19 protein-coding genes are annotated in these 22,683 nt (G+C 60.6%); 9 read left to right on the top strand and 10 right to left on the bottom strand.

Annotation, left to right across the window (positions count from 1 at the left end; translation table 11 throughout):
- From HB375_RS17105 to HB375_RS17145, 9 genes are all read right to left on the bottom strand, one after another.
- A partial coding sequence (locus HB375_RS17105) for an aromatic amino acid ammonia-lyase (protein ID WP_167674261.1) occupies positions 1-768 on the bottom strand: 768 nt, incomplete at its 3' end.
- A 15-nt stretch (positions 769-783) separates the two neighbouring features.
- Positions 784-1,794 (bottom strand): ABC transporter ATP-binding protein, encoded by a 1,011-nt coding sequence (locus HB375_RS17110; RefSeq protein WP_281409358.1) that lies wholly within the window; start codon positions 1,792-1,794, stop codon positions 784-786.
- Positions 1,781-2,779 carry an ABC transporter ATP-binding protein gene (locus HB375_RS17115; protein WP_167674262.1) on the bottom strand — a complete coding sequence of 333 codons (999 nt, stop codon included), beginning with the start codon at positions 2,777-2,779 and terminating at the stop codon, positions 1,781-1,783. Before HB375_RS17115 ends, HB375_RS17110 begins: the two co-directional genes overlap by 14 nt.
- 38 nt (positions 2,780-2,817) lie before the next feature.
- Complete coding sequence (locus HB375_RS17120) at positions 2,818-4,323, bottom strand: amidohydrolase family protein (protein WP_167674263.1); 1,506 nt, start codon at positions 4,321-4,323, stop codon at positions 2,818-2,820.
- A gap of 2 nt (positions 4,324-4,325) precedes the next feature.
- Positions 4,326-5,516: an amidohydrolase family protein gene (locus HB375_RS17125; protein ID WP_343232439.1), complete on the bottom strand. Its 1,191-nt coding sequence runs from the start codon at positions 5,514-5,516 to the stop codon at positions 4,326-4,328.
- A 26-nt stretch (positions 5,517-5,542) separates the two neighbouring features.
- Positions 5,543-6,496 (bottom strand): ABC transporter permease, encoded by a 954-nt coding sequence (locus tag HB375_RS17130; protein WP_167674267.1) that lies wholly within the window; start codon positions 6,494-6,496, stop codon positions 5,543-5,545.
- Positions 6,483-7,478 (bottom strand): ABC transporter permease, encoded by a 996-nt coding sequence (locus HB375_RS17135; protein WP_167674269.1) that lies wholly within the window; start codon positions 7,476-7,478, stop codon positions 6,483-6,485. The genes HB375_RS17130 and HB375_RS17135 overlap by 14 nt, the downstream gene beginning before the upstream one ends.
- A gap of 54 nt (positions 7,479-7,532) precedes the next feature.
- Entirely contained in the window at positions 7,533-9,107 is a 1,575-nt protein-coding gene (locus HB375_RS17140; protein WP_167674271.1) for an ABC transporter substrate-binding protein, read from the bottom strand.
- A gap of 48 nt (positions 9,108-9,155) precedes the next feature.
- Positions 9,156-9,887, bottom strand: a complete 732-nt coding sequence (locus HB375_RS17145; RefSeq protein WP_167674273.1) for an aspartate/glutamate racemase family protein — start codon at positions 9,885-9,887, stop codon at positions 9,156-9,158.
- Between the two features lie 360 nt (positions 9,888-10,247).
- On the opposite strand from HB375_RS17145, the gene HB375_RS17150 reads away from it, so the two are divergent.
- From HB375_RS17150 to HB375_RS17180, 7 genes are all read left to right on the top strand, one after another.
- On the top strand, positions 10,248-10,955 hold the full coding sequence (locus HB375_RS17150) for a GntR family transcriptional regulator (RefSeq protein WP_167674275.1): 708 nt from the start codon (positions 10,248-10,250) through the stop codon (positions 10,953-10,955).
- A 265-nt stretch (positions 10,956-11,220) separates the two neighbouring features.
- On the top strand, positions 11,221-12,789 hold the full coding sequence (locus HB375_RS17155; RefSeq protein ID WP_167674278.1) for an ABC transporter substrate-binding protein: 1,569 nt from the start codon (positions 11,221-11,223) through the stop codon (positions 12,787-12,789).
- Between the two features lie 54 nt (positions 12,790-12,843).
- On the top strand, positions 12,844-13,815 hold the full coding sequence (locus HB375_RS17160; RefSeq protein WP_167674280.1) for an ABC transporter permease: 972 nt from the start codon (positions 12,844-12,846) through the stop codon (positions 13,813-13,815).
- Positions 13,812-14,723: an ABC transporter permease gene (locus HB375_RS17165; RefSeq protein ID WP_167674282.1), complete on the top strand. Its 912-nt coding sequence runs from the start codon at positions 13,812-13,814 to the stop codon at positions 14,721-14,723. Before HB375_RS17160 ends, HB375_RS17165 begins: the two co-directional genes overlap by 4 nt.
- Positions 14,720-16,450: a dipeptide ABC transporter ATP-binding protein gene (locus HB375_RS17170; RefSeq protein ID WP_167674285.1), complete on the top strand. Its 1,731-nt coding sequence runs from the start codon at positions 14,720-14,722 to the stop codon at positions 16,448-16,450. The genes HB375_RS17165 and HB375_RS17170 overlap by 4 nt, the downstream gene beginning before the upstream one ends.
- Positions 16,451-16,466: 16 nt before the next feature.
- Positions 16,467-17,921, top strand: a complete 1,455-nt coding sequence (locus HB375_RS17175) for an amidohydrolase family protein (protein ID WP_167674287.1) — start codon at positions 16,467-16,469, stop codon at positions 17,919-17,921.
- A gap of 189 nt (positions 17,922-18,110) precedes the next feature.
- Entirely contained in the window at positions 18,111-19,289 is a 1,179-nt protein-coding gene (locus HB375_RS17180) for an MFS transporter (protein WP_167674289.1), read from the top strand.
- Between the two features lie 110 nt (positions 19,290-19,399).
- Here the strand turns inward: HB375_RS17180 and HB375_RS17185 are convergent, their stop codons facing one another.
- A complete protein-coding gene (locus tag HB375_RS17185) occupies positions 19,400-19,999 on the bottom strand; it encodes a GntR family transcriptional regulator (protein ID WP_167674290.1) in 600 nt (199 codons plus the stop codon).
- A gap of 251 nt (positions 20,000-20,250) precedes the next feature.
- Here HB375_RS17185 and HB375_RS17190 point away from each other — a divergent pair, with 251 nt between their 5' ends.
- Together HB375_RS17190 and HB375_RS17195 are read left to right on the top strand one after the other, a co-directional pair.
- Positions 20,251-21,684, top strand: a complete 1,434-nt coding sequence (locus HB375_RS17190; RefSeq protein WP_167674292.1) for an amidohydrolase — start codon at positions 20,251-20,253, stop codon at positions 21,682-21,684.
- Positions 21,685-21,771: 87 nt separating this feature from the next.
- A complete protein-coding gene (locus HB375_RS17195; protein WP_167674294.1) occupies positions 21,772-22,629 on the top strand; it encodes a transporter substrate-binding domain-containing protein in 858 nt (285 codons plus the stop codon).
- The last annotated feature ends 54 nt before the right edge of the window (positions 22,630-22,683 follow it).

The following is a 22,683-nucleotide window of genomic DNA, read 5'->3' on the forward strand; positions in this document are numbered from 1 at the left end:
GTGCGGCCGCGCCTTGTGTACGCGCGGATCGAACGCCGCGAGTTCGCCGCGCATCGCTTCGAGCGAGAGGCACATGGCGATGTCGGCGTGTTTCAGCAGCTGGCGCGCATCGTGCGTGGCGAGCGCGCCGAGCGCGAGCGATGTGGTCGAGCCGTTGATGAGGGCCGAGGCATCCTTCGCGCCGAGGTCGAAATCGGGATCGAACCCGGCCTTCGCAATGGCTTCGCGCGCGGGCAGGCGCTTGCCCTTATAGATCATCTCCGCTTCCGCAAAGCCGCAGACCGCACCGGCCATATGCGCCAGCGGCGCGAGATCGCCGGACGCGCCGACCGAGCCCTTTTGCGGAATGACGGGATGCAGGCCCGCATTGAGGAAGGCGATGAGCCGCTCGACAAGTTCGACGCGCGGGCCGGAATAATTGGAGGCGAAGGCATTGGCCCGCAACAGCATCATGGCGCGCGTCACGTCCTCGGCAAACGGCTCGCCGACGCCAGTGGCGTGCGCATAGACGGTTTTGCGCTGATAGGCCGCCATGTCGGCGATCAGCACGCGCTGGTCCTTGAACAGCCCGACGCCGGTGTTGAACGCATACATCAGCGGCGCATCGTCATGCATCCAGGTGCGGTCGATATAGGCCCGCGTCGCCGCGATGCGCTCGCGCGCTTGCGGGTGCAGAACCGCTTTCTCGAAGCGCCCCTTGCCGTTGGCGCGCGCCACGCGCACCACGTCGCGAATCTTAAGCTTAGCCCCGTCGACCTTCACCGGCATCGATACTTTCCCAACTCAAACTTCTTCACTGACGAGAACTGTTTCCTCGAATGGAATCCTTGTGTCGGCAACGAAGCAGGCGACGTTCTGCCCATCACTCTGTCGCATAAGCTCAGGCCGTTCCTTCCAGCAGCGGTCGGTGGCGAGACCGCAGCGGGGATTGAACGCACAGCCCGGCGGCGGATTGATGGGGCTCGGCACCTCGCCGCCAAGCGGCTTGCGGTCGCGATTGGGATCTTCGAGGTTCGGGATCGTATCGATCAGAAGCTTTGTGTAGGGATGCTGCGGATTGGCGAAGATCGCATTCGCCTCTCCCTCTTCCACGATGCGGCCGAGATACATGACCGCGACGCGGTCCGACATGTGTCGGACAACCGACAGATTATGACTGATGAAGACGTAGGTGAGGCCCAGTTCCTGCTGCAGCTTGCGCATCAGATTGAGAATTTGCGCCTGAACCGATACATCCAACGCCGAGGTCGGCTCATCGCAGACGAGGAATTCCGCTTCCGTTGCGAGCGCGCGCGCGATCGAGATGCGTTGACGTTGGCCACCGGAGAATTCGTGCGGATACTTCTCCCCGTCCCGCGGCGACAGACCAACCAACACCAGAAGCTCATCGACACGATCCCGCGTTGCGTCCTCGCCGGAGCGAAGGTTCAAGGTGCGGATCGGCTCGGCGATGATGTCGCGGACACGCCAGCGCGGATTGAGGCTGGCATAGGGGTCCTGAAAGATCATCTGGACCCGAGGACGCCCACCTTCTCCCGGAAAGCGGATCTCTCCGCTGGTCGGTCGATGAAGCCCGACCAGCAGTCGTGCCATGGTTGACTTGCCGCAGCCCGACTCGCCGACGAGGCTTACAGTCGTGCCGCGTTTCACCTCGAAACTGACTCCGTCCACAGCCCGCAGCGTGCGCCTGGGCTGACGTTCGATGAGGCGGTTCAACAGAGGCGCGGACACATCGAAAAGGCAGGTCACCTTATCCGCGACGACCATGATTTCAGCATTCTCAGGCGTCGCCATTCACCCCTCCCTGATGAAGCCAACAGGCAGCCGACATATTTTCTCCCACAGCCGCGAGCGGAGGACGCTGCTTCGCGCATCGGGGCCCGGCAAAGGAGCATCGTGGATGGAAGGCGCAGCCCTGTGGCATGGAATCGAGTCGCGGCATCGAACCGTCGATTTGGTTTAGGGCTTCGGCCCTGATCTTCAGGCTGGGGATCGAATTCATCAAGCCCTGCGTGTAGGGGTGGCGCGGGCGCTGAATGACATCGAGTGCCGGCCCGATTTCAACCACGCGTCCGGCATACATGACGGCGACGCGGTCCGCGGTCTCCGCGATGACACCCATATCGTGCGTGACGAGGAGGATTGCGGTTCCGTTCTCCCGGCAGAGCTGCTTCAACAAGGCCGTGATCTGCGCCTGGACCGATACGTCGAGCGCTGTGGTCGGCTCGTCGGCAATGATCAAGCTCGGTCCCGCTGCAAGCGCCAGAGCGATGACGACGCGCTGGCGCATGCCGCCGGAGAACTGATGTGGATAGTGGTCTATCCGCTGCTCCGCTCCGGGGATTCCGACCTGATTCAAAAGTTCTAGCGCCCGCGCCCGGGCCGCCTTCTTATCGAGACCGAGGTGATATCGGATGGTTTCGCAAAGCTGCTTCCCGACCGTGAAAAGCGGATGAAGACTGGTGAGCGGATCCTGAAAGATTGCTCCGATCTTGCGGCCTCTGACTCGCTGGCGCTCGCGGAGGGACAATGTGTCGATCCGCTCGCTCTCCAGCCATATTTCCCCGGCCGACAAACGCCCCGGTGGCTCGAGAAGACCGATGACCGACATGCCGGTCAAGGATTTTCCTGCGCCGGATTCACCGACCATCCCCAGGATCTCGCCCGGCGCGATGTCGAACGAGACACCCTCCGTAGCGGTCAGGAGGCCATGGCGGGTCGGAAATTCGACCCCAACATTGCGCACGCTCAGGACGGGCGTGCGGGACACAGCGGGCATCGAAGGCAAGCCTTTGTGTCCAGAGGAGGCTGTGAGCATCATGCTGTAGACCTCACGCGCTGATAACTCGATGAGAAGATTTCCTCGACCGGCGGATGATTGAGCGTCCGCTCGGGATAAAGCGAAATCAACCGGTCGAACTGGGCCTTGGCCTGTGCATGGGCGGCCGCTGGATCGAACCCGGGGACCTCTCCGTCCATCATGACGAAACGACCATCGATGACGACAGTGCTCACATCACGCCCCGATCCGCTCAGCATCAATGTCTGAATCGGATCAATCACCTGTCCGATCCGGTCATGAGAAAGATCGACAACGATAATGTCGGCTTTCGCCCCAGGTATCAGACGTCCGAGGTCCGGACGGCGCAGGGCATCCGCTCCGCCTAGCGTTGCGGCATCGAAATAATCCTCCGAGCGGACCGCCTCGACTGAGGCATCCATCACCCGCGCGAGCATCATACCGATCTGCATGTTATGGATCATATCGGGCGGCCAGGTATCCGTGCCCATGCCGATCCGAAGACCTTTCTTTTTATAGCGACCGAAGCTTTCGAGAGTGGAGCCGTGACGTGCGGACACGAGTGGGCAATGAACGATGGTCGCCCCCGAATCCTTGATGATCTCAAGATCGCGCCCTGCCCGCTCGATCCGGCTTGAGCCCGAAACATAGGTTCCGTGCGGCAGCAGCACCCGTTCCGATAGAAAGCCCAGGCTTTCCAACCACTCTGGCGGGCTCATACCGTGGGCGCTGACGACCCGGTCGTATTCGAGCTTGGATTGGCAGCAATGCAGCCGGATTGGGATGTCGAGATCCTTCGCGACCTCCGCGCTCCGGCGCAAGAGTTCCGGCGTGCAGGTCTCGATGCGGTCCGGCGCGAGCATTGCGCGCACAAGACCATCAGCGCGACCGTCAATTCTCTCCGCGAAGCGAACCGCATCCCGAAAGTTGGCGAGCCCCCTCTCCTCATCGATAAAGAAATCGATCCGCCCGTCATCGTGAACGAAGGTGTTGCCCGTGCGATAAGCAGGCCCCAGATAGACGCGCAGCCCAAAGGATTCGGCAATCTCCGCCGCGCCGTCAAACTCGTGCTCGGTCTCGCCCCATTCGCGATAGAAAAGGGACGCGATCGGCAACGCCGTCGTGATGCCGTTTCGGATCAATTGTGCGAAGGCATAGCGCTTTTGGAAGACAAGTTCCTCCGGCGTGTACATCTCGTACGGCCCGCGATCCATATAGGTCTTGGGCCAGATCCGACCTTTGCGCCAGGAAGGCTGATTGTCGAACGCGAGGATGGTGGTGTCGAGATCCGAGAGCGCATCGAGGTCGATGAAGCCCGGGCTGATGATGGCGTCACCATAAGAAATGCGGTGAGCGACCTCTCCCGGATATCTATGGCCGACGAACAGAATGCGATCCCGGTCGAAGACGACTTCCCCGTCCTCGAAGATGCGGTGACGCCCATCCAGATGCCCGATCACCCAGCGGCTCGACATCAGCACTGGCCCGTCGAAGCGACCCTTGGCCATAAGCTCTTTCGTCATGGTCACTCCGCCTCGATCAGGGCTTTTCCGTCGCGAGCGACGACGCGCCCGTTCTTGACAACAAGCTGGCGAGGAGCCCTTGTCACGATGGCCTCCGCAAGGATTTCCCCAGAGACGAGGACGAAATCGGCCTTGCAGCCGACATCAAGGCCATACCCCTGCAGATCCATGACCCGCGCGCCACCGAAGGTACAGGTGTCGAGAGCGCGCTCCACCTCGTCATCACGCCGGAAATTGTTCCGGAGACCGACGAGCATGGCGCGTTCGAGCATGTCGGCGTTGCCATAGGGCCCCCAGGTGTCACGCATGCCGTCGGTTCCCGCGCAAACCACGATGCCCGCCTCCTGCAATCGCTTCACCGGCGGCACGGGCCGGGAGGCCGGCCCCGACGTCATGATGTGAACCTGCGCGGCGGCGAGATCGTCGATCAATCTTGCCACGTAGTCCTGATCCGGCATGCCAAGGCAGAAGGCGTGACTGATCGTGACCTTGCCCTGCATCGACAAGCTTTTCGTTCGCTCGATGATCAGCTCAACCGAAAAGGCGCCGAGTTCGCCGGGCTCATGCAGATGAATGTCAACCGGACGCCCGAAGCGCTCGGCCAAGCCGAACACTACGTCGAGATGTCCCTTCGGGTCGCGGTCCATGGAGGAAGGATCGAGCCCGCCAACCACTTCCGCACCCATTTCCAGTGCAGCTTTCATCAGCTCGACAGTGCCTGGCCGCACGAGCATGCCGCTCTGCGGAAAGGCGACGATCTCGACATCAATGGCACCCTTGTAGCGCTCGCGGGTCGCCATGACGCCTTCGATACCGGCAAGACCGCATTCGGTATCAACGTCGACATGGGATCGGATGTGCGTCGTCCCCTTTGAGATGGAGAGCACAACCTGCCGAGCGGACTGCCGTACCGGATCGATGCCGAGAGCGCGTTTTTGGACGCGTTCGTTCTCGATCTTGTCGATCAGGCGCGGCCCCACGTCGTTGCGATACCAGGGCATCCCCAGGAGTGTCTTGTCGAGGTGAGTATGAGCCTCGACGAGGCCCGCAATCATGATGGCACCGCCGCCATCGATCATTTCGCGCGCGTTGGCGACATGATCTCCGACACTGGCAATCTTGCCATCGACAATTGCGACATTGACCGATGCTCCGGCATTTTGCCGAACATTCTTAATGACGAGGTCGGCCACGACCGGAGAGACTTCTTGAGCTTTATTCATTTGAGCCTCGGATTGAGTGCGTCACGGAGCCAATCGCCGAGGAGGTTCACGGCGAGAACGAGAATGCAGAGGTAGACGGAGGGGAACAGAATGACCCACCACTGACCGCTGAAGAGATATTGGTTGCCGATACGGATCAGGGTTCCAAGCGACGGCTGCGTCGCAGGCATTCCGAGACCCAGGAAGCTCAACGTCGCCTCGACCAGAATGGCAAGCCCGAGGTTGAGTGTCGCGGTGACCATCACCGGCGTAAGAGTGTTGGGCAGAATGTGAGACAGCATGATCTTGAGCGGCCGCACCCCGATCAGGGTCGCGGCCTGGACATATTCCTTCCGCCTTTCGACAAGTGTGGCGGCCCGGACAGTTCGGGCGTACTGCACCCAGCTCGTCATAGAGATCGCAAGCACGAGGATGAGAGCGGCCATCGCTTCGCGCAAGTTCGCTGGCAGGATCTGCCGGAACATGGAGGTTACCAGGATCGCCACCAGAATCGTCGGGATCGACAGGATCGTATCGCCGATACGCATGAGGAAGTTATCGATCCTGCCGCCAAAATAGCCTGCCGCCAGCCCGACCGTGATGCCGATCGCAAACGATAATGCCACTGTCGCCGCGCCGATCAGAAGCGATATGCGCGATCCGTAGAGGATCGCCGCAAGGACATCGCGTCCCTGGTTGTCGGTTCCGAGCAGGAACTCTTTCTGACCTTCGACTTCCCAGGCCGGTGGCAGCTCCGCATTGAGGAGATCGAGCTGAGCCATGTCGAAAGGATTCTGGGAGACGAGCAACGGCGCGAAAGCTGCACCGAGCACGATCAGGAGAAGGACAATAGCGGCGCCCAGGGCCAAGGGGCTGTGTTTCAGACTCCACCAAAGATCACTCTCCCGCCAGCGCGTGAGAAATGATCTTTGCGGATACGGTACGGCTGCGATCTGATTATGCTGCTGCATGGCTTGCTCCCATGGCGCCCTTGGCACGCAACCGCGGGTCGACGAACCCGTAAAGCAGGTCGACGACGGTGTTCAAAGCAACGAAGATGAAGGACACGATCACGAGATAGGCTGCCATCACCGGAATATCGACGAAGGTGACGGCCTGGATGAAGAGCATTCCCATCCCGGGCCACTGGAACACCGTCTCGGTGATGAGCGCGAAGGCGATCAGATTGCCGATCTGCATACCGGTAATGGTGATCACAGGCATGAGGCAGTTTCTGAGGCCATGCCGGAAGTAGATGATCCAGTTCGGCAGGCCGCGTGCCCTCGCAAACTTAATGAAATCCGTTCTCAACGTTTCCAGCATCTCCGCCCGAACGAGCCGGAGGACGAGCGTGATTTGAAAGAGAGCGAGCGTGATGGAGGGAAGAATGAGCGCCCGGCGCCCGCTCGACGTCAGAAGGCCAGTCGACCAGAAGCCGATATCAACTGTTTCTCCCCGCCCGAAGGCTGGAAGCCAACCGAGCTTGACCGAAAATAGGAGGATCAGAAAGATCCCTAAGGCAAAACTCGGTAGCGAAACCCCGACGATAGACGCGAATTGAACCGTCTCGGCCAGAACGCTTCGTCGATAGATCGCCGTTATGACGCCGAGCGGAATACCGATAATGAGCGACAGGGCGGTTGCGACGAGAACGAGCTCTAACGTGGCGGGGAAGCGCTCGCCAATCAGGGTCGAGACATCCTGCTGATTGCGAAATGAGATTCCAAAGTCGCCGTGCGCGGCGCGCGCGACGAACTTTCCGTACTGGATCAGGAATGAATCATTCAAGCCGAGGCGCTCGCGCAAGGCGTCGCGCTGTTCTTGGGTGGCTTGCTCGTTCAGCATCATATCGACGGGATCGCCGACAAAGCGGAAGATCAGAAAGGCGAGGAAAGCCACGGTGAGCATGACGCCGGCCGCACTGGCGATCCGGCGGAGAATGAAGGCGAGCATCGAAAACTCCCTGAGGGGGGCGTCCCGCGGCCATCGCGGGACGCCGAGGGATCGTCACTTCATGGTGGTGAGCCAGTGCCGGGCCTTGTTATCCGACAGTTGGACGATGTTCGTCACGTCGGTCCTGGCCGCCCACGCCATTGGCTGCTGATGCAGGGGGATGAACATCACGTCATCGCGCGCGATTTTGAGCGCTTGGTTCATCATGGCGATGCGTTTGGCTTGATCGAGTTCGCTCGCAGACTTGTCGGTGAGGTCGTCAATCGTCGCATTGCCCCATCCGCCCCAATTGAAGACGCCTGCCGTTCCGGTCTTGGAATGCAGAACCTGAACGAGAAGGCTGTAGGCATCGATCATCGGCTCATTTGCCCAGCCAAGCGTCGTAACGTCGAAGTCGCCCCTGACGCGCTTGGGATTTTGAATCGTCCGCGGACCGGAACTGAGCTGCGGCTTGAGACCTGCGCGAGACCACATGGACACGGCCGCCTGGCACAGCTCTTCCTCGTTGGTGTATGAATCCGTGGAGCAGACGAAGGAGAACTCGAACCCGTTCGGGTAGCCCGCGTCGGCGAGAAGCTTCTTGGCCTTATCCGCGTCGAAGGCCAAACGCGGTTCCATGTCGGCGGAATAGCCGGGAATGGCGGGGGCGACGATCGCCCCGGTATTGCGCGACAGACCACGCATGGCACGTTTCTGCATCTGGTCGATATTGATGGCGTAATAGAGCGCCTCGCGGACCCGCTTGTCCTTGAACGGATTGCGGTCCTTGATATCCGACTCGAAGAGCTTGTCGCGCATGTTCAACGCGAAGAAGACTGTTCTGAGTTCGGTGGTCTGGAGAACCTTGACACCCTCGGCCTGTTCGAGTCGCGCAAGATCCTGAAGCGGAGCGACGTTCGTGAAATTGATCTCGCCAGAGAGAAGCGCCGCGACACGGGTGGGCGCAGAAGCGATCGGGATCAATTCGATCCGGTCGATATTGTGCTTCTTCTTATCCCACCAGTTCTTGTTCTCGACGAACACGGTCTTGGCGTCGGGGCGCCGCGATTCCACTTTGAACGGACCAGTGCCATTCGCGTTGTGCGTCGGATAGCCCTCAACACCCTTGGCGGAATCGGTCGGGAGTTCCGCATTGTTTGTGACCAACCAATCCTTGTCGAAGATGAAGATGTTGGTCAGATCGTTGAGAAGCAGCGGATACGGGGCATTCAGTACGATATCCACCGTGTAGTCATCGACTTTCCGCGAATCTTTGTAGGCCGGGAGATTGCCTTTGAGGGGCGATGTGTCGTGACTAACGCGCTTCAGCGATGCAATGACGTCGTCTGAGGTGAAATCGGCGCCGTTGTGGAACTTGACGCCTTTGCGGAGATGAAAGCGCCAAACAGTCGGCTCCACGATCTCCCAGCGTTCCGCTAGGGCCGGCTCGATCTTGAGATTGGCGTCGTAGCGAACAAGGCCTTCATAGACGTGATTGAGAACGGATAGGGTAAAGGTTTCGCCGAAGGAGTAAGGGTCAAGCGACGCGATGTCGCGCGGTGCACCCCATTTCAACGTGGCCGCTGACGCCGGTGCCGCGAGCAGCAGCGCGGCTGCTGCGGCAAAGAGCGTTGATTTCAATGGTCGCATGGTCTTCCTCCCATGGTTGATCGAGTGATGGAAAGCGGAACGTCTAGGTCACAGTCCCTCTGTTGTTGTCGCCAGGACGTTCTGCGGTTGCGGGTTGCAGGCTACGTTGTGAACGCGCATCCGCGCGAGAGCCTCGACTTGAGCTAGGCTTGCATCGAGGGAATCGATCAAGGGAATTGTGAAGGCTTCGCGCAGCTCGTTTGCCAAGCCCGCGACGGCAGCACCGCCGATGATGACGGCATCCGCGCCGCACTCCATCGCGCGCCGGATTGCGGACGCAATGTGCTCCAATGCAAGCTGCCGGTTATTGGCCAAATCGAGCGCTTGGCCCGCAATCGGAATGATGCCGCAGCACCGATCATGCAGAGCGTTCGCCTTCAAATAGTCCTCAAGCATCGCGGGCCAGTGCTCGCCGACGGTGACAATGGCAAAGCGGCGTGCAACCTGAATCGCACAAAGGACCGAGGCCTCGGCCATGCCTATCACGGGAAAAGCGAAAATCTCCCGCGCTGCTGCGATGCCGGGCTCGCCGAAACAGGCGATGAGGCAAGCGTCGAATGTCGTCTTTTGGGCCGCTGCGCCTATGGTCGCCAGCACCGCGTGAGCAGCGATAGTCGCTTCGGCGCGTTGGGTAATGTAACCGGCCCCGAAACGGGCGGTTTCGCTTGAAACTGCCCAGTCCCCCCCGAGGAAGTCAGCGGCACAACGATCCAGCCGCGCTGTGAGGCTGGCGGTCGTATTGCCGTTCACGAGCAGGAGATGGCGCTGTTCTTTACCCATGCAGATTTAGTATACAATCTATGTATCCATTTCAAGTGGGAATGGGATGCAATACGCGATTGCTCGCACTGCCGCGCTTATCAGTCCGACCGGACATTAGAGTTCGTCACCGCTATCCCATTGATATATCGGCGAGACCCAGGGAGTGGCTCAGCCAACGCCGGTTTATGCTGGGCTTGGCGCTAACGCGCCGCCTTCGCACTGGAAGTCTCTCCTATCGGGTTTTGCATCCAGCCGCGCTTGGGTTATACCGTATGCGAATTGTATACGGCTGTCGCTCCGAACTTTTTTCGCGATGGATCTATCTATAGGGCTCAAATGCATACAAGATGGTGGAAATCCCACCCGGCACTTACTTCGATGTCTAACTCCCAGCGCAAGCCGAAATCCGCCCAGAGCCCCCGCGGAAAATCCGTCTATGAGGGGCTGCGCCGGGCGATCATCGAGCAGGCGCTGATGCCAGGCGACAAGCTGACGGAAGATCTCATCGGTGAGCGTTTCGGCGTCAGCCGCACCATCGTCCGGGCGGCCCTCGCGCGCCTTAACGCCGAGGGTCTCGTCGATCTCCCGCCCAATAAGGGCGCAGCCGTCGCACAACCAAGCTTGTCCGAAGCGCACGACATCTTCGAGGCCCGCGCCTGCGTGGAGCGCCAGGTTCTCACTCGCCTCGTCGAGAGAATCACCGACAAGGACATTCAGCTTCTTGAGCAGCACCTGGCCTTCGAGGCCAAGGCCAACTCCAATGATGGCCCCGCCTCGATCAGGCTCGCGGGCGAATTTCATATTCTTTTGGCCGAACTCTCCGGAAACAGCGTTCTGACTCGCTACGTGGACGAGCTCGTGTCTCGCTGCTCACTGATTCTCGCCCTCTATAGCCGCCCTCATTCCTCGGAATGCTCGGTCAACGAGCACCAGCAGATCATCAGCGCCCTGCGCGCCCGAGACGCGAGCCTCGCGATTAAGACGATGGACCACCATCTGCACGCGATCACAGAGAGAGCCCTGCTGTTCTCTGGCGAAGACCGCCATCGCGATATCCGGTCCATTCTCGATAAATACGCAACGTAATCTAAGATCAAGAGTCGATCTGGAGGCCCGCCTGCGTCGCGATAGTGCGATGCAGCAATAATCCCTGCATGTTTGAGCTGCGCCTTACTGCATTGGTAGCGCCGAAATCGTCACGCTTGGTCGGCAGACACTAGCAATACATCTTATCGAGGCCGATCTTTTTGGGGGATCGCTCAACAGCGTTGACGTTTATTATAGTGTATGCAAAACTTTCACGTATTGTATCCAATACCAAGCGATCCAGAAGGTTCTGTGGAGGCCTATGATGAATGCGAAAGTTGCAGCTGGCCTGTCCGTCGCCATCGGCGCCCTGCTCGGGTGGTCGGCGGAAGCAAAGACGCTGAGATGGTCGTCGCCGACGGACATCACGACGCTTGATCCGTATGCACATACGGAGAGCTTCACCACGAGCATGCTGCATCACGTTTTCGATCCTCTGGTGCGTCGTGGCCGCAACCTCGAGCTTGAGCCCGCGCTGGCAACAAGCTGGAAGACGATCAAGCCGGATACCTGGCGTTTCGAGTTGCGCCGCAATGTGAAGTTTCACAATGGCGACCCATTTACCGCCGACGACGTGGTCGCCTCCCTCACCCGCCTCCTGGATCCGAGTGCTCGCGCCCGCGGCAACATCGCGACCGTTCTTCGCGCCGAGAAGGTGAACGATTTCACGGTCGACATCGTCACAAACGGACCCTACCCGCTCCTGCTCAACGATCTCGCCGGCGTCTACATCATGGACAAAAAGTGGATGGAGGCGAACGGCGCGCTGAAGCCAGGCAACATCGCAACCGGTGTCACGACCGCGGCCTCGACCCAAGCCGTCGGCACAGGCCCGTTCAAGGTGGAATCCTACAAGCCGGATGCAGGCACGACCTTCGTCGTCAATCCCGATTGGTGGGACAAGCCGCAGCACAATCTCACCCGTATCGAGTTCAAGCCCGTCAAGTCGGATGCGACCCGCGTTGCCGCTCTGCTCTCGGGCGAACTCGACATGATTGCCCCCGCTCCGCTCCAGGACTTGCAGCGCATCGGTGCCGCACCAGGCTTCAAGGTGATAGAGGAGCCCTCGCTGCGCCTCATCATGCTCTCGCTCAATTTCAGGCCGGAGCTGAAAGCGATGCCGGGGCAGAAGAACCCGATGCTGGACCTTAAGGTGCGGCAGGCCATGTGGCACGCCGTCGACTTCGAGGCGATCAAGAAACGCGTCATGCGCGACAAGTCCCGTAACACGGGTACGCTCGTCGCGCCACCGGTGCCCGGCTATTCCAAGGACAACGACCAGCCCTTCGGATACGACGCGGATAAGGCAAAGAAACTGCTCGCCGAGGCTGGTCTCCCGAACGGGTTCAAGACCAAACTCAACTGCCCGAACGATCGCTACATCAACGATGAACAGATCTGTGTCGCCATCGCGTCTATGTGGACGAAGGTCGGAATCCAGACCGAGTTACAGACAGAGTCCCGCGCCACCTATTTCCCAAGACAGGACCGCGGGGAATTCGATGTCTCAATGCTGGGCTGGGCGACCCTGCCACCGATGGACGGCTTCAGCGCTCTCTCCTCACTCCTGACAGAACAGAAGGAGGGGTACGGCGGCTCTAATTCCAGCACCTTTACCAACCCGCAGATCGAGGATCTGACCCGTAAATCGGCGGTGGAACTCGACGAACCCAAGCGCCGCGCCATGGTTGAGGGAGCGCTGAAGGTCGCCAAGGACGCCGTGGCCTATATCCCGATCCATCAGCAGCCGGTCGCTTGGGCCGTGCGCGACGGCGTCGATGTGCCTCAGTTCCCAGACGAATACGTCCGTCTCTGGTTCGCTAACGTGAAGTGAGACTTACAAGGGCGCGCGGCTCGTCACTGGCGTGGCGGGCCGCCCGTAAAACCAATGTTAAAAGTCCTTCTTTCTCGCGTCGGCCAAGCAGCTCTCGTGATGCTCGTGGTCTCAGCTGTATCCTTCGTCATGTTCCGCTTTGTGGGCGACCCCGTGGCGACTATGTCGCGGGAGAATGCCACAGTCGAGGAAAAAGCCGAGCTGCGCCGCTCGCTGGGCCTCGACCAACCTTTGGTCATCCAATATGGACGCTTCCTGAGGCGCACGCTGCACGGCGATCTCGGGATCAGCTACCGCAATCAGCGGCCGGTGACGGCCCTCATCGCCGAACGCCTGCCCGCGACCCTCGAACTCGTCATTGTCGCCACGCTCCTCTCCCTTGCGCTCGGCATTCCGCTCGGTGTTCTCTGCGCCTTGAAGCCGAACAGTGTGGTCACGCGATTCATTCAGGCCGTGTCGCTCATCGGTATCTCGACGCCCACCTTCGTCACAGGCATCGTCCTTATCCTCGTCTTTGCCGTCAGCCTCGGCTGGCTGCCATCGTTCGGACGCGGCCAAGTGGTTGATCTCGGTTGGTGGACAACCGGATTTCTCACCTGGAGCGGGCTTAGGTCACTTCTCCTCCCCGGCATCACTCTCGCGCTCTATCAGCTCACGCTGATCATGCGTCTTGTGCGCGCGGAAATGATCGACGTGATGTCGACGGACTATATCCGCTTCGCCCGGGCGCGCGGCCTGCCGGCACACTACATTCATTTCCGTCTCGCATTGCGAAACGCGCTGATGCCGGTAATCACCGTCACTGGTCTTCAGATCGGTTCTCTCATCGCCTTCGCCATCGTGACGGAGACCGTATTCCAATGGCCAGGGATGGGGCTTTTGTTTATCCAAGCGGTCAGTTTCGTCGATATCCCGGTCATGGCAGCGTATCTTCTGTTCGTCGGCCTGCTCTTCGTCCTCATCAATACCGTGGTCGATATCCTCTACGCGGTTGTCGATCCGCGGCTGCGCGCGAGATCCGCATGAGAACCGTCGCATCACCAAGCCTTTTCTTTCGCATCGGCGCGCCGATCTCCGTCCTCGTGGCGGGGGCGCTCGCCCTCATCCTCATTGCCGGAGCGCTTCTCGCCTCCTGGATCGCACCCTACGATCCGACGAATCTCGCCAGCTTCGAGCTGCTCAACGCGGAGCTGCCTCCGGCCTTCATCGCTGACGGCGACAGCCGCTTCCTACTCGGCACGGATAACCAGGGTCGCGATCTGCTCTCGGCAATGCTCTATGGCGCGCGCGTCTCCATCATGATCGGCGGCGGTGCGGTGCTCGTCGCGGCGACTCTGGGTGTGGTTCTTGGTCTGCTGGCGGGTTATTTCGGCGGCAAGGTCGATGCGCTGATCATGCGTGTCGCCGACGTGATCTTAAGCTTCCCGACAATTCTCCTCGCGCTTCTCGTCAGCGGCCTCGCGCGAGCCCTCTTTCCGCAAGCCGCAACGGCCGAGTGGGCACCTGTCATCCTGATCTGCGCCATCGCGATCCACGAATGGGTGCAATATGCCCGCACGGTGCGCGCTGCAACGATGGTGGAGACCGCGAAGGACTATGTACGGGCCGGGAAAGTCATCGGCCTGCCCTCTCATCGCATCATGCTCCGGCACATTCTGCCCAACGTCATGAGCCCGGTGCTCGTGATCTCAACGATCAACCTGGCTGCAGCGGTACTGACGGAGGCAACACTCTCCTTTCTCGGCGTCGGCATGCCCCCAACTTACCCTTCGCTCGGCACCCTGATTCGGATCGGCAACGAGTTCGTGTTTTCCGGTATCTGGTGGATCGCCCTGTTCCCCGCGCTCGCGCTCGTGGTGCTCGTGCTGGCGGTCAACATCGTTGGAGATTGGCTCCGTGATCGCTTCAATCCCAAACTGCGGGTGAAACGATGAGCGCTCTCGTGCCTCCTATTCTCTCCATCGATAATCTCCGGGTCGAGTACCCCCTAGCAAATGGGGCCATATTCACCGCCGTCGAGAACGCGTCGCTCGTCATCCGGTCTGGAGAGATCCACGCGCTTGTCGGCGAATCCGGCGCCGGGAAGACCACCATCGGCAATGCCGTCATGGGGCTTCTCGAACGGCCCGGCCGCATTGCCGCCGGCAGCATCCATATCGGGGGCAAGCTTCTCGATCCGACGAAGGGTTCCGCAGAAGGTGTAGTGCTTGGGCGCGATGTCGGCGCCGTGTTCCAGGACCCGATGACGAGCCTCAACCCGTTGTTCACGGTCGAGAGCCAGCTGACGGAAACCATGCGCTCTCACCTGAAACTCGACAGGGCAGCGGCGCGGGCCCGGGCACTCTCCCTTCTCGAAGCAGTTGGCATTCCGGAACCCGAACGCCGGATCAAGGCCTATCCTCATCAGCTCGCGGGTGGTCAACGGCAGCGAGTGGTGATTGCGGCCGCCCTCTCCTGCGATCCCAAGCTGGTCGTAGCAGACGAACCGACGACAGCACTTGATGTCTCAGTGCAGGCGCAAATTCTCAAACTCCTGCGCGATCTCGCAGATACGCGTGGGATCGGCATCCTTCTCGTCACACACAACATGGGAGTAGTTGCGCAGATCGCCGACCGAGTCACCATCATGCATCGGGGCAAGGTGGTGGAGACAGGCCCGACCGCAGAAGTGCTTCGGCACCCAAAGGCCCCCTATGCGAAGGCCCTCATCGGCGCCGTGCCGCGGGTTGACATCCGGCTCGACCGTTTTCCGGTCCTTGGCGATGAAGGAAAGGGACGTGCCGCGGAAGCTCGCGCTGCCTTGCGAGCCAAGGCGGAGCGCGCGGATGAGAGCAGCGACGGTGCTCCAATTCTGTCCGTTGAGAATCTATGCGTCGACTACGTTACGAGCGGCTGGATTCCGGGATCGAGGGGACACCGTTTTCGCGCCGTCGACGGCGTCAGCTTCTCAGTTCGCAGCGGCGAGATCTTTGGTCTCGTAGGTGAATCCGGCTGTGGTAAAACCACCATCGCCAACGTCGTTTCCGGCCTCATAAAACCGACCGCCGGCCGCGTCGTCTATCGCGGACAACCGGTCGCCGGCGAGGGGGCAACGAGCCGAGTCGGCCCCTTACGCCAGGCGATCCAGATGATCTTTCAGGATCCGTATTCGTCTCTCAACGGACGCATGCGCATCGGCTCGATTCTCGCTGAACCGATCCTGTTTTACCGCCTCGCCGCAACGACCGCGGAAGCGAGGGACGACGTGGCGCGCCTGATCGAAGCAGTGGGGATCGAAGCCGAAGCGGCGGAGCGTTATCCGCACGCCTTTTCCGGCGGACAGAGACAACGTCTGTCGATCTCGCGCGCGCTCGGCGCCAGGCCGAAGCTTATCGTGTGCGACGAGCCGACATCCTCTCTCGACGTGTCCGTTCAGGCTCAGATTCTCAATCTGCTCAAGGATCTGCGCGACGCCACCGGGCTTACGCTCCTCTTCATCAGTCATGACCTCGCCGTCGTGCGTCAGATGTGCGACCGCGTCGCGGTGATGAAAAGCGGAAAGCTTGTCGAGGAAGCCGCTAGCGAAGCCCTCTTCGAGGCCCCGCAACATCCCTACACGAAAGAGCTGCTAGCGCTGGTTCCAACCCTCGAACGCATCCGCGGCGAAACCGAAGCCGCCTGATCGACCGGAGATTTGAATGGCTGATATCCTCATTATCAACGGCATCGTTGTCACCATGGATCCACAGCGGCGCGTCATCGAGAACGGCGCCGTCGCCATCGAGAAGGATCGGATCATCGCGGTCGGCACCACTGCCGAGATCACGGCCGCGCACGAGGCCGCGACGGTCATCGACGCCAAGAACAAGATTGTGATGCCGGGCCTGATCGATGGCCATGCCCATGCCGGACATGGATTCATCAAGACCATGGGCGGCGGCGACAGCCAACAATGGTATGATGCTTGCGGCGCAGCCTATACGGTCGCTTCCACACCTGAATTCTGGCGCGCGGAAGCGCGCCTCGCCGCACTTGAGCGTCTGCGCTTCGGCGTGACCACCGGTGTGTCGCTTCTCGGTGGGGGGGACACCATCCTGCGTACCGATGAGCCCGTTTACGGCGACGCCCATTGTGAGGGTGTCCGCGAAGTCGGCACCCGCTCCGTCGTGGCGGTCGGCCCCACTCGCCCCCCTCACCCGCGCACCTATGCACGTTTTGTGGACGGTAAAGCCGTCGAGCGTCCCGTGAGCTTCGAGGAGCAGTTCGCCACCTGCCAGAAACTGATCGAGACTTGGCACAAGAGCCATGGCGGCCGACTCAATATCGCTCTCATCACGCCGACATTGCGCAAAGAACATGCGCAGGACCTCGGGGCAGCAGATCTGGCCGAGGCGCGCCGCCAAGCGGTGATGACGGCGGACCTCGCCCGCGAGGCGGGACTGGTCTTCACGCAAGACGGACACAACAACGGGAGCGTTGCCTACGCGATGGAGCTCGGTATTCTTGGGCCCAGCGCTCTCCTTTCGCACTCAACGGATCTGACCGCGGATGAAATCCGCATTGTCGCGGACACAGGAACCCATATCGCGCACAATCCGAGCGCCATCGCATCGATTCTGGGACGCTGCCCGGTGCCGGAGCTTCTGGAAGCCGGTGCTAATGTGTGTCTCGGTTCCGACGCCACGGCGCCCGACCGGTCCGGCGACATGTTCCGCCACATGCAGCAATGCATGCATTACCACCGGACCTACTTCAAGGATCCGACCTGGCTGCCACCGGGTCGTGTTCTGGAGATGTGCACCATCGATGCCGCCAAGGCGCTCGGCATGGAGAAGGATATTGGCTCGCTCGAAGTCGGCAAGAAGGCGGACGTGGTGTTGCTCGACCTCCGCCGTCCGCATCTCTATCCCCTCAACATGCCGGTCTTCCGCCTGATCTATTTCGCCAACGGCAACGACGTTCACACAGTTATCGTGGACGGTCGCATCGCGCTGCAGAACCGCAAGGCCACCTTCGTCGACGAGGATGAAATCCTCGACGACGCCCAGCGCGAGACCGAGTTGATGCTGGATCGAACCGGCTTCCACTACATGCTCGAAACGCCTGAGACCTTCTGGAAGCACGTGCGCGCGACAGACCAAATCGAGAATTGACGAGCGACATGGGCTCTTCGGAGAGCGCCGAAGAGCCCAACCAGCCATTTCCCTGCAATGCGCCACCAGCCGGGGCGAGATGGTGGGCGCGCGCCGCAATTGCTTTCGATTTTCTTCTTTTGAGTTTTGATCATGACAAATAAGGCCGCCTCTGAAAATTCATTCTCGGCTCGTCGTTTGGCGAGCTTGATGGCGCTTTGTCTTCTCCTTGCAGCCTTCAATTTGCGCCCGGCTCTCACCAGCCTCGCGACGATGCTCGCCGAAATCCAGGCCTCCCTTCACGTCAGTGGCTTCTGGACCGGCGTCTTGACCACCGCACCTGTACTCTGCTTCGGGATCTTCGGGCCCCTCGCCCCTCTCGCTTCATCCCGGCTGGGCTTGGAGAAGACGACCGCTTTACTTCTTCTTCTTCTCGCGGCAGGTCTCGCGCTCCGCACGCTTCCCGACATCGTCCCGCTAGTTACGAGCGCGATCATGGCTGGCGCCGCAATTGGTATGATCGGCGTGCTGCTTCCGGTCATCATCCGCCGCGACTTCTCGCACCGCCTGGGGTTGGTGACGGGCCTCTACACGATGACGCTGAGCTTTGGCGGCGCTATCGGCGCCGGTTTCACACCCGTCGCAGCTCATGCTGGCACGTGGACGCTCGCTCTCGCGGCCTGGGGTCTTCCAGCCCTGGCAGGCGCCCTGCTCTGGAGCGTCCTCGCCAAGAGGCAAACAGGAACGACGCGAATTTCCAGGATCACTTCCTTCTCGATTTTGCTGCGCGACCCAATCGCTTGGCATGTCACAGCCTTCATGGGCCTTCAGGCAGCCCTTGCCTTCATCGTTCTCGGATGGCTCCCGACCCTACTGCTGGACCGAGGTCTTGGTGTGATCGATGCCGGATTCGTGACCTCTACTTCCATCATTTCGCAATTGGCGACCGCCTTACTCGTGCCGATGCTCGCAGCAAGGCGGCTATCGCCTTCCCTTCTGGTTCTCCTTGTGCTCGGCGCAACGGGCGCAGGTTTCCTCGGCCTTCTCTATGCCCCTCTCGCCACAAGATTTGCCTGGGCCGTTCTGCTCGGATTAGGCCAAGGCGGCCTATTCGGCCTCGCCCTTCTCTTCATCTCGCTCCGTTCGCCGTCGCCCGAGGCCGCTGCCATGCTATCCAGCATGTCGCAAAGTATCGGCTATCTGGCCGCATCCGCCGGCCCCTTTGCGGTCAGCGTCCTGCGCGACTTCTCCATCGACACCACAATGTTGTTCCTGGCGATTACACTGGTCGCCGCCTGGTCCGGCTGGCAAGCGGCCAAGCCGCGATACGTGCTGCGGCCATCAGCCGGAGCGCCGGCAGAGAGAGCGCCGGGAGGTGTTGTCTTCTAACAGATCCTAAAGCAGATCGTGAGCAGAGTTAGCTACGGCGGGCATTCATACGACGGCGCGTACCCGCTTTTGACTCGATGCGGAAGTTGCGGCGCACAGACGGAGCTGTCTCATTTTCGTTGTGGCTGGCGAATATGCTGCGCGATGATGTCCTTGAGGCGCGGAATATCACGGGCAGCGAGGGCGTCGACCATGGCATGATGCTCACGGCTTGACTGTTCGACGCGGGCTCGCGTGCTCCACTGTCCGGCCAGGGCTGATGATGTTCGGCCGCGGAGTTCCGTAACAAGATTCAGAAGCTCAGGGTTCGGGCACAAGCAGAGAAGCTCGCGATGAAAGGCGAGGTTTGCTTCGTACTGGTCCAGAATTGTCCCGTGGAGGATCATGTCATCGAACTGCCGGGCCCGCTCCCGAATACGCTCTACCGCAGGGGGCGTCGCATAGGACACGATGCTGTCGACGGCTGCTGTTTCCAGGATGACGCGCAGCTCAAGGATGTGAGCGGTCTGATCGCTGTCCGGCATAAAGACGTGGTAGCCGCGATTGGGCACATGCTGTACCAGACGCTTCTGCGTCAGATAGTCCAGGGCGCGCCGAACGTCCGGCCGGCCATATCCATAGCGGCTTTCAAGATCGATTTGCTTCAGCCACGTGCCCGGAGCAAACACGCCGGAGCGAACATCGCGCGCGATAAGATCGGCGACGGTCATCCAGGCCTTCCTTGGTAGCGCACCCGGTACGGCGTCGTTTGCTGTCACGTCGTGCTCCTCCCCTAGCGGTCAGCGCTACCCGCCCTTTAGGCACGCTTCCACGCAATCGCAACACCATTCAACAGCACTGCTCTTGCGTCTCTTCCGAGGTCGTGCATCATATTGGTACCAATTTTGGAAAATATCCAGCTGCCTCAGTTTTGAAGCCGCCCGGCCTCGAAGCAGGGTCATGCCAGCGGGAGAGTCAGGCCGTGTCTGCGAAAAATTCCTCGGAAATCTGGGATCTTGTCGAAGCCAAGCGTGAGGCGTTCTTTGCGCTCAGCGATCGCATTTGGGAGATGCCGGAGCTCAATTTTGAGGAATATCGCTCTTGTGCCGAGCACACGGCGATGTTGGAGCAGCAAGGTTTCCGGGTCAGTCCTGCGGTGGCCGATATGCCGACCGCCGTCATGGGCGAGGCAGGCGAGGACGGACCGGTGATCGCCATTCTGGGCGAATTCGATGCTCTGCCGGGCCTCAGCCAGGAGGCCGGAATTGCCGAGAAGCGGCCCATCACGGCAGGGGGCAATGGCCATGGTTGCGGGCACAACCTGCTCGGCAGCGGCGCGTTGATGGCAGCAACCGCGGTGAAGGATTATCTGGAAGCTCACGGCTTAAAGGGGCGCGTGCGCTACTATGGCTGTCCGGCAGAGGAAGGCGGCTCCGCCAAGGGTTTCATGGTGCGGGCGGGCGTCTTCGATGATGTCGATATTGCGATCTCCTGGCATCCGGCACCATTTGCCGGCGTCAACAATCCGATTTCGCTTGCCTGCAACGAAATCAACTTCCACTTCACCGGCCGCGCTTCGCACGCGGCGGCCTCACCCCATCTGGGGCGCAGCGCGCTCGATGCGGTGGAACTGATGAATGTTGGCGTCAATTACATGCGCGAGCACATGCCCAGCACTGCGCGCATTCATTACGCCGTCACGGATACGGGCGGCTCGGCTCCGAACGTGGTGCAGGCCAACGCAACGGTGCGCTATCTGATCCGCGCTCGTGACTTGCCGGAGATGCAGGGGTTGTTGAATCGGGTGAAGAAGATCGCTGAAGGTGCGGCGCTCATGACAGAGACGACGGTGCGCAGCGAGATCGTCAGCGGAGACGCCAACCTGGTCGGCAACACGCCTCTCGAACAGCTGATGCACCAGAACCTCGAGCGGCTTGGGCCGCCGATCTTCGACGAGCAGGACAAGGCCTTCGCGGCTGAGATCCAGAAGACTCTGACGGCGGAAGATATCAAATCCTCCTTTGCACGGTTTGGCCTCAAGCCGCGAATGGGCGTCCCACTGTGCGACATGATCTTCCCGCCGGAGAGTGGGGATGGAACGCTCGTGGGATCCACCGACGTCGGCTCCGTCAGCTGGGTCGTTCCCACCGTTCAGATGCGCGGTGCCACCTATGCCATCGGGACGCCGGGCCATTCCTGGCAGCTCGTGGCGCAAGGCAAAGCGCCTGCGGCCCACAAGGGGATGGAGCATGCGGCCAAGGTGATGGCTGCGACGGCCGTCGATCTCCTCCGCAGCCCGGCTCTGATCGAGGAGGCCAAAGCCGATTTCCGGGAGCGGTTATCCGGCACGCCTTTCATCAACCCCATCCCAGACGACGTGAACCCACCTCTTACAATGAAGGCGGACAAGCCCTAGAAGCTGCGTCTGAGAATCTCCGGCAAGGAGCCTTCACCCTGAGCCGCCAAGCGCGCTCATCAAGAACGATCAACAAAAAGGGACATCATGAAGACCATCGGTAAAATCGTGTTGCTTGCTATAGCTAGCGCGACACTCGTGCTTGGGCCGGGCGCTATGGCGCAGGAAAAGACCTGGACGAAGATCCGCATCGCGACCGAGGGAGCCTTTGCTCCTTGGAATTTCACGAAGCCAGACGGCACGCTCGATGGCTTCGAGATCGATCTCTACAAGGATCTTTGCAAGCGCATGAAGGTTGAATGCACGATTGAGGCGCAATCCTTCGACGGCATCATTCCGGCGCTGAATGCCGGAAAGTTCGACGCGATCATGGCCGGCATGTCCGCGACTGCCAAGCGCGAAGAGGTCATGGCTTTCTCGGAGGCCTACGGAACGACAGGACAGACTTTTGCCGTGCTGAAGTCCAGCTCTCTCGTCAACCTGCCGGAGAAGGGCAAAGCCTTCTCCTTGGCGACCAACGAAGCGGGTGTGGCCGCAGCCATCGAGGAACTCAAGCCGCTCCTGAAGGGCAAGATCATCGGCGTGCAGGGCTCTTCGATTGCCGCCAATTTCCTCGACAAGTACCTGAAGGGCACAGCGGAGATCCGCGAGTACAAGACCACGGAGCAGCACGATCTCGATCTCACGGCGGGGCGCATCGACACCATCATGGCTTCGACCGCGTATCTCTCCGGCGCTGCGGGTAAGGCTGGCAATGAAGAGATGACCATGGCCGGACCTCGCTTCCAGGGAGGCATGCTGGGCCGCGGAAGTTCCGTGGGATTGCGCAAAAGCGACCTGGAGCTGAAAGCCTTGTTCGACAAGGCGATTGCAGAAGCGAAAGCCGATGGGACGATCGAGAAGCTCTCGATCAAGTACTTCGGCTATGACGTCACGCCACGCTAGGTAACTCGGGTGATCGCGACACTATAGATGTCGCTCCCCATCTCAAACGTCGGG

This window comes from Microvirga terricola, from assembly GCF_011777495.1.
In the GTDB taxonomy this organism is placed as follows: Bacteria; Pseudomonadota; Alphaproteobacteria; order Rhizobiales; family Beijerinckiaceae; genus Microvirga; species Microvirga terricola.

Excerpts from the sequence above, each read along its gene's own strand:
- HB375_RS17110 (WP_281409358.1), bottom strand. The coding sequence starts at position 1,794 with ATGGCGACGCCTGAGAATGCTGAAATCATGGTCGTCGCGGATAAGGTG.
- HB375_RS17115 (WP_167674262.1), bottom strand. The coding sequence starts at position 2,779 with ATGCCCGCTGTGTCCCGCACGCCCGTCCTGAGCGTGCGCAATGTTGGG.
- HB375_RS17120 (WP_167674263.1), bottom strand. The coding sequence starts at position 4,323 with ATGACGAAAGAGCTTATGGCCAAGGGTCGCTTCGACGGGCCAGTGCTG.
- HB375_RS17130 (WP_167674267.1), bottom strand. The coding sequence starts at position 6,496 with ATGCAGCAGCATAATCAGATCGCAGCCGTACCGTATCCGCAAAGATCA.
- HB375_RS17135 (WP_167674269.1), bottom strand. The coding sequence starts at position 7,478 with ATGCTCGCCTTCATTCTCCGCCGGATCGCCAGTGCGGCCGGCGTCATG.
- HB375_RS17140 (WP_167674271.1), bottom strand. The coding sequence starts at position 9,107 with ATGCGACCATTGAAATCAACGCTCTTTGCCGCAGCAGCCGCGCTGCTG.
- HB375_RS17145 (WP_167674273.1), bottom strand. The coding sequence starts at position 9,887 with ATGGGTAAAGAACAGCGCCATCTCCTGCTCGTGAACGGCAATACGACC.
- HB375_RS17150 (WP_167674275.1), top strand. The coding sequence starts at position 10,248 with ATGTCTAACTCCCAGCGCAAGCCGAAATCCGCCCAGAGCCCCCGCGGA.
- HB375_RS17155 (WP_167674278.1), top strand. The coding sequence starts at position 11,221 with ATGAATGCGAAAGTTGCAGCTGGCCTGTCCGTCGCCATCGGCGCCCTG.
- HB375_RS17160 (WP_167674280.1), top strand. The coding sequence starts at position 12,844 with ATGTTAAAAGTCCTTCTTTCTCGCGTCGGCCAAGCAGCTCTCGTGATG.
- HB375_RS17165 (WP_167674282.1), top strand. The coding sequence starts at position 13,812 with ATGAGAACCGTCGCATCACCAAGCCTTTTCTTTCGCATCGGCGCGCCG.
- HB375_RS17170 (WP_167674285.1), top strand. The coding sequence starts at position 14,720 with ATGAGCGCTCTCGTGCCTCCTATTCTCTCCATCGATAATCTCCGGGTC.
- HB375_RS17175 (WP_167674287.1), top strand. The coding sequence starts at position 16,467 with ATGGCTGATATCCTCATTATCAACGGCATCGTTGTCACCATGGATCCA.
- HB375_RS17180 (WP_167674289.1), top strand. The coding sequence starts at position 18,111 with ATGGCGCTTTGTCTTCTCCTTGCAGCCTTCAATTTGCGCCCGGCTCTC.
- HB375_RS17185 (WP_167674290.1), bottom strand. The coding sequence starts at position 19,999 with ATGACCGTCGCCGATCTTATCGCGCGCGATGTTCGCTCCGGCGTGTTT.
- HB375_RS17195 (WP_167674294.1), top strand. The coding sequence starts at position 21,772 with ATGAAGACCATCGGTAAAATCGTGTTGCTTGCTATAGCTAGCGCGACA.